The organism is Bradyrhizobium cosmicum (assembly GCF_032290525.1).
GTDB lineage: Bacteria > Pseudomonadota > Alphaproteobacteria > Rhizobiales > Xanthobacteraceae > Bradyrhizobium > Bradyrhizobium cosmicum_A.
Map to the genome: position 1 here is coordinate 380,543 of NZ_JASXTA010000002.1, position 14,548 is coordinate 395,090.

A 14,548-nucleotide genomic window follows, 5' to 3' on the forward strand; every position below is an offset into this window, starting at 1 on the left:
GCCTTTCTCAATTGTCATTCCGGAGTGCACGAAGAGCGAGCCTGGAATCTCGAGGTTCCGGGTCTGGTCCTTCGGACCATCCCGGAACGACGAGATACAACCATAAGTATAATGGCAAGAGCAGCAAAATCCAAAGCCACACCGCCTCGCGACGTCGCCGAGCTCACCAAGGCGCAAGCCAAGGTCGAGCACATGCGGCTCGCGCTCGAAATCGAGGGGCACAACGAGCGCTACTATCAGGACGACGCGCCCAGCGTCACGGACGCCGAATACGACGCGCTGCGCCAGCGCCTCAATGCGATCGAAAAGCGCTTTCCTGAATTCGTCAGCGCGGAATCGCCCTCTCAGAAGGTCGGAGCGGCGCCGTCGGGCCGCTTCAAGAAGGTGCGGCACTCCGTTCCGATGCTGTCGCTCGACAACGCCTTTGCCGAGGAGGACGTGCGCGACTTCATCGGCCGCATCGTGCGCTTCCTGAAGCTCGACGACGACAAGGTGAACTTCTCTGCCGAACCGAAGATCGACGGCCTGTCGATGTCGCTGCGCTACGAGGGCGGCGAGCTCGTCACCGCGGCGACCCGCGGCGACGGCGCGGTCGGCGAAGACGTCACCGCCAACATCCGAACGCTCGAAGACGTGCCGCAGAAGCTGAAGGGCCGCAACGTCCCCGATATCTGCGAAGTGCGCGGCGAGGTCTACATGACCAAGAAGGCGTTCCTCGCGCTCAACGAGCGGCAGAAGGCGGAAGGCGGCACCATTTTCGCAAATCCGCGCAACTCGGCTGCAGGCTCGCTGCGGCAGAAGGATCCAACCATCACCGCTTCGCGCCCGCTCGGCTTCTTCGCCTATGCCTGGGGCGAGATGAGCGCGATGCCGGAGGGGACGCAGAGCGGCATGATCGGCTGGTTCGAGCGCTGCGGCTTCAAGACCAATCCGCTGACGAAACTCTGTCACTCCGTCGAGGAGCTGCTCGCCTTCCATCATGGAATCGAGGAGCAGCGCGCCAGGCTCGACTACGACATCGACGGTGTCGTCTACAAGGTCGATCGCATCGACTGGCAGGAGCGCCTCGGCTTCGTCTCGCGCACGCCGCGCTGGGGCATCGCCCACAAATTCCCGGCCGAGCGCGCCATGACGGTGCTGCGTGACATCGAGATCCAGGTCGGCCGCACCGGCTCGTTCACGCCGGTCGGCAAGCTCGAGCCGGTCGGCGTCGGCGGCGTGATCGTGCAGAACGTCACGCTGCACAACGAGGACTACATCAAGGGTATCGGCAACAAGGGCGAAGTGCTGCGCGAGGGCCGCGACATCAGGATCGGCGACACCGTCGTGATCCAGCGCGCCGGCGACGTCATTCCGCAGGTGGTCGACGTCGTCCTCGACAAGCGGCCGAAGAGCGCCAGGGAATTCCACTTCCCGAAGAAATGCCCGTGTCCGCTGCATACCGACGTCACGCGCGAGGAGACGGCAACCGGCGAGGAGGGCTCGCGTGCCCGCTGCACCGGCGAATTCGCCTGCCCCTATCAAAAGATCGAGCACCTCAAGCTGTTCGTGTCGCGCCGCGCCTTCGACATCGACGGGCTCGGCGAGAAGCAGCTTCAGTACTTCTTCGACGAAGGATGGGTGAAGGAGCCCGCCGACATCTTCACGCTGGAGAAGCGCAATTCAAAACTCAAGCTCGAGGAGATCGAGGGTTACGGCGCGACCTCGGTGCGCAACCTGTTCGGCGCCATCGAGAGCCGGCGCAGGATCGCGCTGGAGCGCTTCATCTATGCACTCGGCATGCGCCATGTCGGCGAGACCACGGCGCTGGCGCTGGCGCGCGGCTACGGCTCGTGGGACGCCTTCCATGACGCCTGCCTGAAGGTCACCAAGGGCGACGAGGAGGCGATCGCCGAGATGGACGCGCTGGACCAGATCGGCGACACCGTGATCAAGAGCATCGCCGATTATTTCGGCGAGAGCCACAATCGCGGCATCGTCGAGCGCCTGACCGGGGAAGTCGAGATCGTCGATGCCGAGAAGCCGAAGAGCAATTCGGCCGTTGCCGGCAAGACGGTGGTGTTCACGGGCTCGCTGGAGAAGATGACGCGCGACGAGGCCAAGGCGACCGCGGAGCGGCTTGGCGCCAAGGTGTCGGGCTCGGTGTCGAAAAAGACCGACCTCGTCGTCGCCGGCCCCGGCGCCGGCTCGAAGCTTGCCGAGGCCAACAAGCACGGTGTCCAGGTGCTGACCGAGGACGAGTGGCTGAAGCTGATCGGGGAGTGAGGAGGCGTTCGCGCCTTTTACTCTGCTGTCATCGCCCGGCTTGACCGGGCGATCCAGTACTCCGAGACAGCTGTGATAGGACCGAGAGGCGCGGCGTACTGGACGCCCGCCTTCGCGGGCATGACACTGCGATTGTTGACGCGTCCCGCCCCCTCACATCATCCCGCTCTCTTCCTCTTCCGCCCGCTCGATCAGCGTCTCGCTGACGACCACCTCGCGGCGGGGGACGACGAAGATCATCATGCAGGCGCAGAGCAGCGAGATGGCGAGCACCGCGGAGGTCAGCGGCAGCGTCGTTGCGGAGTGGCCGCCGAGATAGGCGCCGAATTGCGACATCAAGGCGCCGATGCCCTGCTGGAGGAAGCCCATCGCGCCCGACGCGGTGCCCGCGGCTTCAGGGCGGATGCTGATTGCGCCGGCCGCTGAGTTCGCCATCACGAAGGCGTTGCCGGCCATCACGATCATCTGCGTGCCGAACAGCCAGGCGGGCGCCTCGTTCCAACCGGCAAAACTCCACAGCAGGTTCAGCAGGCTGCCGCCGAGCTGAAGGGCCAGCCCGAACCAGATCAGCTTCTCCAGCGAATGCCTGGGGGCAAAGCGCACGCAGAGCAGATTGCCGACGAGATAGGCAAAGCCTGACGTCGCGAACCACGCGCCGTATTCGGCGCTGGTCCGGCCCATTTGCGTCACCACGATGTAGGGCCCGCCGCCGGCAAAGGTGAAGATGATCTGCGAGGCCAGCACCTGGCACATCACATAGCCGACGAAGGCGCGGTTTCTGATCAGCATGTCGACGTCGCCGCGAAAGCCGCTGCCGGCAGCGCGGGTGCGGCGTGTCTCCGGCAGTGCCACCGCGATGCCGACGGCGACCGCGATCGCGCCGATGGTGATGGCGTAGAAGATCGCGCGCCAGCCGAACGCGGTCTCGATCAGGCCGCCGGTCAGCGGCGACACCATCTGCCCGATCATCAGGGCGGCGATGACGAGGCTGATCATCGAGGCGACGCGGTCGCGCTCGTAGATGTCGCGGATGATGGCGCGGCTCACCACCATGCCGGCAGCGCCGCCCAGCGCCTGGAAGAAGCGCGCGGCGATCAGTTGCGGCAGGCTTTGCGCGAAGATGCAGGCAACGCTGGCCACGACCATCAGCGCAAGCCCGCCGAGCAGCACAGGGCGCCGCCCGAAGCGATCCGACAGCGGCCCCATGATCAGCTGCGACAGCGCGATGCCGACCATATAGAGCGACACCGTCATCTGCGCGATCGAGATGTCGCTGCTGAATGTTGTCGCCAGCACCGGCAGCGCCGGAACCAACATATAGAGCGAGATCGGCGCGATCCCGGTCATCACGACCAGCAGCAGCAACACCACGCGCGACGTCGCGAGGTTGGTCGCCGCTCCCGGCGGCCTGCTGATCATGCCGTGCACGCGTGTCCGTCTCGCTGAAATCCGAATCGGACTGTAGCGTGCTCGCGCAAGACCGATATCGGCGTTTCGGAATGCCGCTATACGGATTCCGGGACGGTTATGATGACGGTGCGAATAAGCGCCCCGGCCTCCGCTGTCATTCCCCGCGAAAGCGGGGAATCCAGTATTCCAGAGGCAGTAGTGACTGACTCGGGAGGCCGCGGCGTACTGGATGCCCCGCCTGCGCGGGGCATGACAGTCATTGTGCAGGAACAGCCTTGCGCAAATCGCGTAGCGCCATGCGCGGCGCTATTGCAGCTCCGCCGTCGCCTGGTCGAGCCACGCCCTGGTCGCCTCGTCCAGCGCCGGCCGCACCTCGGCTCGCACGCGGGCATGGTAGGCGTTGAGCCAGTCGAGCTCGTCACGGCTCAGCATCGCAACCTCGATCAGGCGGCGATCGATCGGCGCCAGGGTCAGCGTCTCGAACGCGTTCATCGGCTTCTCGGCGCCCTCGATGTCGGCGGCGACCACCAGCTCGAGGTTCTCGATGCGGATGCCGAAGCTGTCGGTCTTGTAGTAGCCCGGCTCGTTGGACAGGATCATGCCGCGCTTCAGCGGCGTGGTGCCGAGCTTTGAAATCCGCGCGGGCCCTTCGTGGACCGAGAGATAACTGCCGACGCCGTGGCCGGTGCCGTGCTCGAAATCGACGCCGGCGGCCCAGAGATATTGCCGCGCCAGCGTGTCGAGTTGGGCACCATTGGTGCCGTCCGGAAACACTGCGCGCGCGATCGCGATGTGGCCGCGCAGGACGCGGGTGAAGCGGTCGCGCATCTCGGCCGTCGGCTCGCCCACGGCCATGGTGCGGGTGACGTCGGTGGTGCCGTCTTCATATTGCGCGCCGGAATCGATCAGCAAGAGATCGCCGGGCGCGATCCGCCGGTTGCTCTTGCGGGTGACGCGGTAGTGCACGATGGCGCCGTTCGGGCCGGTGCCCGAGATGGTCGGGAACGACACGTCCTTCAGTGCACCGGTGTCGCGGCGGAACGTCTCGAGCGCCTCGACGGCGTCGATCTCGGTGAGCTTGCCGCTTGGCGCCTCACGGTCGATGAAGGCGAGGAAGCGCGCCAGCGCCACCGCATCGCGCCGGTGCGCCGTCCGCGTGCCCTTGATTTCGGTCGGGTTCTTGACCGCCTTGAGCAGTGCAATCGGATCGCTGCCGCGGACCGGCTTGCCGCCGGCGCTCGCGATCAACCGGCTGAGCGCGTCGGCGGCGGTGGCATTGTCCAGTGCGATGGCCGCGCCGCCTGTCGCCAGCGCCATCAGTGTCGGTGCCATCGCATCGGGCTCGCGCACGTCGGCGGACTGCTCGAGATGGTCGCGCGAGAGGTTGGAGAGTTTTCGATGATCGATGAAGATGGTGGGACGGCCGTCCTTCGGCACCAGCGCATAGGACAGCGGCAGCGGCGTATGGGCGACGTCGGCGCCACGGATGTTGAAGGTCCAGGCCACGGCATGGCTGTCGGACAGCACCAGCGCCTCGACGCCGAGCTTGTCGATCTCGCTCTTGATCTGCACCAGCTTGTCGGCCTCGGCGACCCCGGCATTTTGCAGGCTATGCACCGCGACTGGCGCGAGCGGCGGCTGCGGCCGGTCTTGCCAGATCGCGTCGACCGGATTGCTGTCGACCGCGACCAGCTCGGCGCCGGCCTTGGTGCAGGCGGCAGACAGGCGCTCGGCTGCCGAAGACGTGTGCAGCCACGGATCAAATCCGAGGCGGTCGCCGGGTTTGAGGTGCGTCGACACCCAGCTTTCCGGCGGCGGATCGACCAGCGGTTCCACCGCCCAGGCTTTCGTATCGACCTGCTTGGGCGCCTGAAGCGTATAGCGGCCGTCGACGAAGACCGCGGCCTCGTGCGTCAGCACCACCGCCAATCCCGCCGAACCGGTAAAGCCGGTCAGCCAGGCCAGCCGCTCTTCCGAGGGCGCAACATATTCGTTCTGCTGCTGGTCGGCGCGCGGAATAACGAAGCCGGTCAGCTTGCGGCGGGCGAGTTCTTCACGGAGCGCGGCAAGCCGCGCCGTCAACGCGACGCCGGCCTCGGGCTCCTCGAATGTCTGAAAGTGCGCTTCGAACATGGTGGATCACTTTAGGATCATGAGGATCAGTCCGCAATGTAGACGCATTTGAGGTCGCATCTGGCACGGACTGTGCTTGAATAAGTTCCATTCGAATTGAGTGGAGTGCGGGATGCGGCAGTTGCGCTTCGTCCGGATAACAGGAAAATTCGAGCAAGTGGTTCATCTCAACGGCGAGGGGACACACGATGCCGGCGTTCACGTTTGAGAAGATTTCGCCGCCGGCGCGACGCGCCCCGGCCGCGACGATACCGAAGAAGCCACGCGGTCTCATCAGCCAGATGATCGACCGTCTTGCCGCGCGTCGCGCGAGACGTGCCTTGCGCTCAGCGAAGATGGGTGACGAGAAAGAGGCCAAGTAGCGCCACATCGTAGCGCCACATCGGCGATGCCGGAGGGTGGGCAAAGGCGCAATGCGCCGTGCCCACCATCTCGCTCACTCCACCTTCTTCAGCAACAAGCTGCTCCACTCCTCGATTCGCAGGTGCCGCAGCGGCACGAGGCCGCGGGCGCGGTAGGCGGCGACCACGGCGGGAGCCTGGTGGGTCAACAGGCCCGAGAGGATGACATGGGCGCCGGGGGCGAGATGCCGTACCATCGGGCCGGCCAATTGCCTTAACGGGTTGGCAAGAATATTGGCGAGCACCAGGTCGAACCGGCCGCATCTGGCAAAATCCGGCGCAGCGAAGCCGGTGGCGCGGATCACCCGGACCCGGTTGCCGACCTCGTTCAGCGTCGCATTCCCGGCCGCCACCCGCACCGAAGGCGGGTCGATGTCCGAGGCGAGCACCGCGCGATGCAGGGCCTTCGCTGCGGCGATGCCCAGCACACCTGTGCCGGTACCGAGGTCGAGGAGGCGCCTCGGCCGGGAGCTCTTCAGGACATGGTCAAGCAGCAGTAAACAGCCACGCGTCGTGCCGTGATGGCCGGTGCCGAAGGCAAGCGCCGCCTCGATCTCGATGGCGAGCTTGTTCGGCGCCACACGGTCGCGGTCGTGGCTGCCGTGCACGACGAAACGGCCGGCCGGCACCGGGACCAGATCCTCAAGGCTCGCCTTGACCCAGTCCCTGGCCTCGACGATGTCGAACAGAAGCGTGTCGGCGATCTCATTTCCTGCTGAAGTTGCAACGAGTTCGCGCAGCCATGCCTGGTCGGGCGCCTCGGCGAAATGGAGCGTGACGTCCCATTGTCCATCCGCTCGTTCAAAGGCGGCGACTGCCGTATCGCCATCGAAAAAGACCTCCGTAAGAACATCGACGACGCGCCTGGCCGCGGCCTCGCTGCCGATTGAAAAGCTGGCACGATGGGTGGGGGAGAGCTGCATTCTAGGGTTCCGTTACATTCAATCCTTGGAACTTTTGTTCCCAATTTTCCGACAACTTGCAGTTCCCGAGTTAACCCGGCCGCAGGTTGTGTCCCGTACGTTTGCGGGTGTTGGATCCAGCCAACGCATCTTTGAATTGAAACGGAGGCGAGTCTTGAAGCGCATGGTTTTGAAGTTCTGGTCGGACGAGTCAGGTGCAACCGCGATCGAATACGGCCTGATCGCAGCGGGTATCGCGCTGGCGATCATCACCGTGGTGAACAGCCTGGGCACCAGCCTGAACGACAAGTTTGGTTCGATTAGCACCTCCTTGAAGTAATTTCCGCCCTCCATTTCCCAGCGGAGGCTGTTTTTCTTCAGAGGCTGTTTCCAGACGATCGCCCGCACGGGAATTGCCCCTGGCGGGCGATGTCGTTTTGGCGGGCGGCGCCTCAGGCGGTGTCCACAGGCCGTCCGCCGGTTTGTTCAGGGCTGCTCACAGGCTTATCCCCAGCTGATCCCTGCGGTTCTCCACCGGCATCTCCCCAGGATCTCCAGGTCGGCCTGGCTTGGGCGCCCTCCGCTTTGCCACAGGCTTCTCGACAGCCTGCCCACAACGTATCCACAGACCTATCCACGGCTGCCGAATAGGCTGCGGTGATCCCTCAGGATCGCCTGCGCGGCGTTGTGGCCGGGGGCGCCGGTGACGCCGCCGCCGGGGTGGGCGCCGGAGCCGCAATGATAGAGCCCCTTCAGGGGCCCACGATAATCGGCATGGCCCAGCATCGGTCGCGCCGAGAACAGCTGATTGAGCGTCAGCGCGCCGTGGAAGATGTCGCCCCCTAGCAGCCCGAACTGCCGCTCGAGGTCGAGCGGCGAGAGGATCTGGCGGCCGAGCACGCTCGTTGCAAAGCCCGGCGCGTATTTGTCCACCGTCGCGATCATGAGATCGGCGACCTCCTCGCGATGGTCGTCCCACGACTTGCCGTCCGGCAGTTCAGGCGCGACGTGCTGGCAGAACAGGCTCGCGACATGCTTGCCGGTGGGCGCGAGCGTGTCGTCGAGCGTGGAGGGGATCAGCACCTCGACGACAGGTTCGCGGCTCCAGCCCTGCGCCCGCGCATCGAGGTACGCGCGGTCCATGTAGCCGAGATCGGGCGCCAGGATGATGCCGGAGGTGAGATGATCGCCCTCGCCGGGCAGCGCGGTGAAGGAGGGCAGGCGATCCAGCGCCACGTTCATGCGGAAGGTGCCGGAGCCGTTCTTCCAGTGTCGGATGCGGGCGAGGAAGTCCGCCGGCAGGGCGTCGGCTGCGATCAGCCGCGTGTAGAGCAGCTTTGGATTGACGTTGGCCGCGACGTATTTGGCTCGAATGGTCGCGCCGTTCTCCAGCACCACGCCGACGGCGCGGTCGCGCTCGACGATCACCTCGCGCACGCCGGCATCGATGTCGATCGCGACCCCGCGGTCGCGCGCGGCGCGCGCCATCGCCTGCGTGATCGCACCCATGCCGCCGATGGCGTGACCCCAGACGCCTTTCTTGCCGTTCACTTCACCGAAGGCATGGTGCAGCATCACGTAGGCCGAGCCCGCCGCGTAGGGGCTGGCGTAATTGCCGACAATGGCATCGAAGCCGAACAGCGCCTTGACCAGATCGTGCTCGAAGCGCTCGTCCAGCATCTCGCCGGCCGAGCGGGTGAAGAGATCGAGCAGGCTGCGGCTTCTCTCCAGCGTGAGCCCGCGCAGGATGTTGGCGCTCTGGAGCGCGTTCACGGCCTCGCGGATTGCGGCCGTGCCGATGCCGGCAAGCAGGTTCGGCGGCGCGCGCAGCACGAACTGCCTGAGCACGTCGGCGATGTCTTCCAGCTCGCGCGAGAAGCCGTCGAGCGCGTCTGCATCATGTTGGCTCTGCCGCGCGACGGCCGCTTTCGTCCGCCCCTCGCCGGTGAGGAGATAACTGCCGTCGGGTGCGGGCAGGAAATTCTGCGCGCGCCGCTCGACGATCCGCAGGCCCTGCTCGGCGAGCTTGAGGTCGCGGGCCACCTGCGGATTGAGCAGGCTCACGGTGTAAGCTGCGACCGAATTGCGGAAGCCCGGATGGAACTCTTCGGTGACCGCGGCTCCGCCGACCACCTTGCGGCGCTCGACCACGCGCACTCGCAGTCCCGCCATCGCGAGATAGGCCGCGCAGGTGAGGCCGTTATGGCCAGCGCCGATGATGACGACGTCGGTTTCGCTCATGATTTCCCTGGCGTCATTCCGGGGCGATGCGCAGCATCGAACCCGGAATCTCGAGGTTCCGGGTTCGCCTCTTCGAGACGCCTCGGAATGACATCTCTATATCAGGCATTTCTCGCTGCAACATCACGACCCCCTTTATTGCCCGTTCAGGCGCCTTGTGCTCCATTGCGCGCGTCCGGCGCCCGCCGGGGCTTAAGCCGGAGCTTCCATGGATTCGATCGTGCAACCCGCCACGGAGCAACCGTCCGCGTCACGCAACCGGTTGCTGCTGACGGTCTACACCGCCGCGATCTTCGTCAGCGCACTGCTGCTGTTCTCGGTGCAGCCGCTGTTCACGAAGATGGTGCTGCCGCGGCTCGGCGGCTCGCCGGCGGTGTGGTCGGTGGCGATGGTGTTCTTCCAGTCGCTGCTGCTGGCGGGCTACGCCTATGCGCATCTCTTGATGCAGGTCCGGAACCGCATCGTTCCGGTGGTGGTGCATCTCGTGTTGCTCGTCCTCGCCTTCGCCACGCTGCCGCTCGGTATCGCCACTGCTTATGGCGAGCCGCCGGCTTCCGGCTATGCAGTCTGGCTGCTCGGCCTGTTCGTGGTCTCGATCGGTCTGCCGTTCTTTGCGCTCGCCGCCAACAATCCGCTGCTGCAAGCCTGGTTCGTCCGCACCGGCCATCCGGCCGGGCATGATCCCTACTTTCTCTATGCGTCCTCCAACATCGGCAGCTTCCTCGCGCTGCTGTCCTATCCGTTCCTGCTGGAGCCGGTATTCACGCTGCACACGCAGAACCGGCTCTGGACCGGCGGCTACGGCCTTCTGATCGTCCTGATTGCCGCCTGCGGCGTGCTGCTGCTGCGATCGCCGAAGCTTCTCCTGGCGGACGCACAAACCGAGGACGTTAACGCGCCCGCGCCTGATATGGTGACGCGGCTGCGCTGGATCTTCCTCGCCGCGGTGCCGTCCGGCCTGCTCATCGCCGTGACCGCGCACATCTCGACCGATGTCGCGGCGGCGCCGCTTTTGTGGGTGCTGCCGCTCTCGCTGTACCTGTTGACCTGGGTCGTGGTGTTCCAGTCGCGGCCGCTGCTGCCGCACAAATGGATGCTGATGCTCCAGCCGGTCGCGATCGCGGGCGTCATCTTGCTGCTCGCCTTCGGCGGCGAGCGGAATCTGCTGCTGACCCTCGGCGGCCACCAATTGTGCTTCTTCGTTATCGCCATGGCCTGCCATGGCGAGCTGGCGCGGACACGGCCGGCCGCCAGATATCTCACCGGCTTCTATGTCGCGCTGTCATTCGGCGGCATGGTCGGCGGTCTCTTTGCTGGTCTCGTTGCCCCATTCACCTTCTCGTGGATCGCCGAATACCCGATCCTGGTCGCGCTCGCCGCGCTGTGCCGGCCGTCCGCGAATGAGCGCCTGGCCAATATCGCCAAATGGTACTGGCTGGGGCTTGCGGTGCTCGCAGTAGCACTCGTTGCGCCGTCCTATTCGACCGGCAATCTCTCGACCTGGTTTGAGGATCACCGCGTCTGGGTCGCCGGCGCCGTCGGTGTGTTCGCGGCACTGCTGGCGCTCGCGCTCAATGCCGATCGCTGGAAGATCTTTGCCACCGTCGTGCTCGCGCTGGCGCTGATCCGGATCTACCCGGCGGACGAAGGCCGCGTCACCACGGTGCGCAGCTTTTTCGGCGTGCACAAGATCGTGGTGACGCCCGGCGGCTATTTCCACGTGCTGATGCACGGCACCACCATTCACGGCGCCGAGCGCTTCCGCAACAATGACGGCACGCCGGTTACCGGCCGCCCCGAGCCGATCACCTATTATCACAAGGACGGCGGCATCGGTCAGGCCGTCACCGCGATCCGCGAGCGCAAGGGCGCGCCGCTGAAGGTCGCCGCGATCGGCGTTGGCTCCGGCACGCTCGCCTGCGCCGCCGAGCCGGGCGAGAACTGGACCTTCTTCGAGATCGACCAGTCCATGGTCGACGCGGCGAGCGACCCGAAGAACTTCCGCTACATCTCGAGCTGCATGCCGGGTCTGAAGCCGGTGATCGGCGACGCCCGCCTCACCTTCGCGAAGGAGCCGGATGGCGCTTATGACCTGATCATCGTCGATGCCTATTCATCGGATGCGATCCCGATCCATCTCGCCACCGAACAGGCGATGAAGATCTACAAGGACAAGCTGGCGCCGCACGGCGCCGTGGTGATGCACGTCTCCAACCGGCACCTCGATCTGGAAACCGTCGTGGTCGGCATCGCCGACGCCAACGATCTGAAGAGCTGGGTCTTCAACGAGGATTCCGGGCGCGACGGGGATTACATCTTCTCGACCGACGTCGTCATCTCCGCGCGCGAGGAGGCCGATATCGGCCGGCTCGCCGCCTCCAAATCATGGGAGCGGACCGAAGCCGACGACAGGGTGCGGGTCTGGACCGACGATTATTCCAATATCCTGGGCGCGCTGTATCGGCGCCTGAGGGACGGGGAGTAGGCTTCGCGCCGCCAATGCTCTCGTGCCCCCGACGCAGCGCAGCGCTTCTTCAGCGGTGCGTGCAGAGCCGGGGCCCATAGCTTCCGGGTCCCGGCTCTGCGTCGCGTCATTTCATGCCGCGCCGCGTCCGGGACACGAGACCAAGGCTTACGGCACAACCGGCGTTCCCGCCGGCAACGCAATTCCCTTCTCGCCCGCGACCTCTCGCAGCAGGTCCGGCCGGTCCGAGATGATGCCGTCGACGCCGATCTCGATCATGCGCGCCATGTCTTCACGCTTGTTGACCGTCCACACCACGACGCGCAGGTCGAGCGCATGGGCTTCCGCGATCAGCGTCTCGGTCACATCGCCGAAATAGGGCGACCAGACCGTGCCGCCCGCAGCCTTGATCGTCCGCGGCAGCGAGCCGCCGTGATCGGCTGGATTGAACCCCGCCGTCCAGCTGGTGGCCTTGTCGAGTGCCACGGTCTGCCCCGAGCCGCGCTGGAGCGTCAGATACACCGTCGGGATGCTCGGCGCCTGCTGCTGGACGAGCTGCAGGGTCCGCCAGTCGAACGACTGGATCATGACGCGGTCGGAAAACTTTTCGAACGCGATCACGGCGAGCAGTTTTGCAACAAAACCTTGCGGATCGAGCGTTTCGTCCGGATGGTTCGGATCGATCTTGGTCTCGATGTTGAAGCGCACGCGCGTGTTGCCGGATTTGCGCACCAGCGCGAACAGCTCGCTCAGGGTGGGAATTCCCGTTCCCGGCACGGCGCGTTGATCGGGGAATTGCTTCGCGTAGGCACTGTCGGGGCGGATCTGGCCGACGTCATAAGCCCTGATGTCGGCCAGCCGCAATCTCACAAGGGGCGTGCCGGGTTGGGTTATATAAGCGCCGCGCGCATCCCGTGTGAGATCAGGGTTGAGCCCGCGTTCGTGCGACACGACGACCTCGCCATCGGCGGTGACGCCGACGTCGAGCTCCAGGGTGCCCACGCCCATCGACAGCGCATTGGCGAAGGCCGGCAGGGTGTTTTCCGGCAGCAGCGCGCGCCCGCCGCGATGCGCCTCAAGGTCGAACGCCATGGCCGGTCCCGCTATCGAAACCCAGAGCACAGTGAGAATCGTCGTGGCACGTGACGGCATAGTGCCTCGAATAGCAATCGGTCGTTCGTGCTGGCCGCCGAGGGCGCTTGACGGAAACGGCGCGAGCGTCAGTTCTGGTAGTAAAAGCCGCGCGGCTGATAAACCTGCCGGGGCTGCGGCTGATAGTAGGTGCCCTGCTGGCCATAGCCTTGATTGTAATATTGCTGCGGCTGCTGCTGATAGACCTGTGCGTCATAGAGCGGTCGGCCGGCCGAGCGCGGCGCCGGATAGCGCGCGCCGGTGTCGCTGCCGTCGGCTGGATAGATGTAATTGTCGTCCTGCGGCATGTAGCGGCGGGCGGGCTGCGCCGGCGGCACGAGATTCACGGGATCGCCTGATGTGGCATATTGCTCTTCGGCGGGCTGCGGGGCGCGGGCCACTGCATTGTTGGTACGGCCGCGCGGATTGCGCGCCAGCGCCACCTGCGCCGAGCCGGCCAGCGTCACCGTGGTGTTGAGCACGCCCTGCTGCTGCACCAGCGCGTAGAGCGTCGAAGCGTTCTGGCGCGACAGCCGCACGCAGCCATGGGAGGCGGGCGAGCCGAGACGGCCGACCGAGTCGGTGCCGTGGATGGCGTGTCCGACCTTGGTGAAGAAGATCGAATGCGGCATCGGCGCGTCGTCGAACTCCTTGGAGTAATGATCCTCTTCCATCCGGAAGGCGCGGAACGATCCGTTCGGCGTCTCGCGCGAGGGGATGCCGGTCGACACCGGCCAGTGATAGCGCGGGGTGCCGTCGACAGCGACGGTCATCTGCTGATTGTCCTTGTCGATGGTGATCTCGACCTTGGCCTGCGCGGTGCCCGCGCTCAAAATCATCAGGGAGGTAAAAGCGATAAAGAATGAACGCATCTGGAAACGCATTTGAGTTCTGGCCTCCGGCCTGTTGATGCAAGGCGCCGCGGCTCTCCGTCCCCCGGCGTGCAATATGCCTGCAATCCGGCTTTCGTTCCAGCGGCCCGCCAAGCCATCCTTCAGGCCATCGTTAACGCGATGACGGGCGTAAGCAAGGCCGCTTTGTGCCGCGCTGGCTCTGGCAATGCTGACATTTTCGCGAGCGGACGCGCGTTCACGACGCCGACAATTCGTCACAAAGGCGCAACCATTTGGCCGCTCCCGGCGTTGATGGTGGCCTTCGATCGGCGCCTTTCGCCGCCGCTTGACCCCTTGGGATTCAAAATGAACAAAGCCCGTATCACCGCCGCGTCGTTGCCGGCCGGTTTGCCCGTCCGCTTGCTGTTTGCAGGCGCCGCCATCCTGCTGGCGCTGTTGTCGCTGCCGCAAGCCGGTCATGCTCAGGGCATCGTGCGCGGCGCCCAGGAAGGTTCTTATGAAGGCAACCGCATCGCCGGCCCCGTGGGAGGCGTCGTCGGTGGCGCGGTCGGCGCCGGTGTTGGAGGGGCCGTGGGGGCGGTCGAGGGCGTGCTCGGCATTCCCCACCGTCATTATCGCCACCGCTGTCGCGGCTATTATGACGGTTATCACCGTTTCCATTGCTATCGGTGAGTCCACCGTCGTCATTCCGGGGCGCCCGCAGGCGAGCCCGGAATCTATTCATCCACCAACTCTGCTGTCCAATGG

Annotated in this window: 11 protein-coding genes; 5 read left to right on the top strand and 6 right to left on the bottom strand. The window is 65.4% G+C overall.

Going from position 1 to position 14,548, the window contains the following annotated elements; all coding sequences use genetic code 11:
* Positions 1 to 111 precede the first annotated feature (111 nt).
* The gene (gene ligA, locus QSV46_RS05555; RefSeq protein ID WP_314947588.1) at positions 112 to 2,265 is read left to right on the top strand and encodes an NAD-dependent DNA ligase LigA; all 2,154 of its coding nucleotides are present in this window, start codon (positions 112 to 114) and stop codon (positions 2,263 to 2,265) included.
* A 153-nt stretch (positions 2,266 to 2,418) separates the two neighbouring features.
* Here ligA and QSV46_RS05560 read toward each other — a convergent pair whose 3' ends face one another.
* Positions 2,419 to 3,693 carry a multidrug effflux MFS transporter gene (locus QSV46_RS05560; RefSeq protein WP_314947591.1) on the bottom strand — a complete coding sequence of 425 codons (1,275 nt, stop codon included), beginning with the start codon at positions 3,691 to 3,693 and terminating at the stop codon, positions 2,419 to 2,421.
* Between the two features lie 288 nt (positions 3,694 to 3,981).
* Positions 3,982 to 5,808, bottom strand: a complete 1,827-nt coding sequence (locus QSV46_RS05565) for an aminopeptidase P family protein (RefSeq protein ID WP_314947592.1) — start codon at positions 5,806 to 5,808, stop codon at positions 3,982 to 3,984.
* Positions 5,809 to 5,996: 188 nt separating this feature from the next.
* Here QSV46_RS05565 and QSV46_RS05570 point away from each other — a divergent pair, with 188 nt between their 5' ends.
* Positions 5,997 to 6,170, top strand: coding sequence for a hypothetical protein (locus tag QSV46_RS05570; RefSeq protein ID WP_314947595.1), 174 nt, complete (start codon positions 5,997 to 5,999; stop codon positions 6,168 to 6,170).
* Between the two features lie 74 nt (positions 6,171 to 6,244).
* Here the strand turns inward: QSV46_RS05570 and QSV46_RS05575 are convergent, their stop codons facing one another.
* On the bottom strand, positions 6,245 to 7,132 hold the full coding sequence (locus QSV46_RS05575) for a 50S ribosomal protein L11 methyltransferase (RefSeq protein ID WP_314947597.1): 888 nt from the start codon (positions 7,130 to 7,132) through the stop codon (positions 6,245 to 6,247).
* 163 nt (positions 7,133 to 7,295) lie between these two features.
* On the opposite strand from QSV46_RS05575, the gene QSV46_RS05580 reads away from it, so the two are divergent.
* Complete coding sequence (locus tag QSV46_RS05580; RefSeq protein WP_409997144.1) at positions 7,296 to 7,451, top strand: Flp family type IVb pilin; 156 nt, start codon at positions 7,296 to 7,298, stop codon at positions 7,449 to 7,451.
* Positions 7,452 to 7,741: 290 nt separating this feature from the next.
* On the opposite strand, the gene QSV46_RS05585 is transcribed toward QSV46_RS05580, so the two are convergent.
* Positions 7,742 to 9,352, bottom strand: coding sequence for an NAD(P)/FAD-dependent oxidoreductase (locus QSV46_RS05585; protein WP_314947603.1), 1,611 nt, complete (start codon positions 9,350 to 9,352; stop codon positions 7,742 to 7,744).
* Between the two features lie 208 nt (positions 9,353 to 9,560).
* Between QSV46_RS05585 and QSV46_RS05590 the strand changes: the two genes are divergently transcribed.
* Complete coding sequence (locus QSV46_RS05590; RefSeq protein WP_314947606.1) at positions 9,561 to 11,837, top strand: fused MFS/spermidine synthase; 2,277 nt, start codon at positions 9,561 to 9,563, stop codon at positions 11,835 to 11,837.
* A 147-nt stretch (positions 11,838 to 11,984) separates the two neighbouring features.
* Here QSV46_RS05590 and QSV46_RS05595 read toward each other — a convergent pair whose 3' ends face one another.
* Both QSV46_RS05595 and QSV46_RS05600 read right to left on the bottom strand, forming a co-directional pair.
* Positions 11,985 to 12,968 carry a glycerophosphodiester phosphodiesterase gene (locus QSV46_RS05595; protein ID WP_314947608.1) on the bottom strand — a complete coding sequence of 328 codons (984 nt, stop codon included), beginning with the start codon at positions 12,966 to 12,968 and terminating at the stop codon, positions 11,985 to 11,987.
* 68 nt (positions 12,969 to 13,036) lie between these two features.
* Positions 13,037 to 13,819 carry a L,D-transpeptidase gene (locus QSV46_RS05600; RefSeq protein WP_314947610.1) on the bottom strand — a complete coding sequence of 261 codons (783 nt, stop codon included), beginning with the start codon at positions 13,817 to 13,819 and terminating at the stop codon, positions 13,037 to 13,039.
* A 327-nt stretch (positions 13,820 to 14,146) separates the two neighbouring features.
* Between QSV46_RS05600 and QSV46_RS05605 the strand changes: the two genes are divergently transcribed.
* Positions 14,147 to 14,473, top strand: a complete 327-nt coding sequence (locus QSV46_RS05605) for a hypothetical protein (protein WP_314947973.1) — start codon at positions 14,147 to 14,149, stop codon at positions 14,471 to 14,473.
* Positions 14,474 to 14,548: the final 75 nt, after the last annotated feature.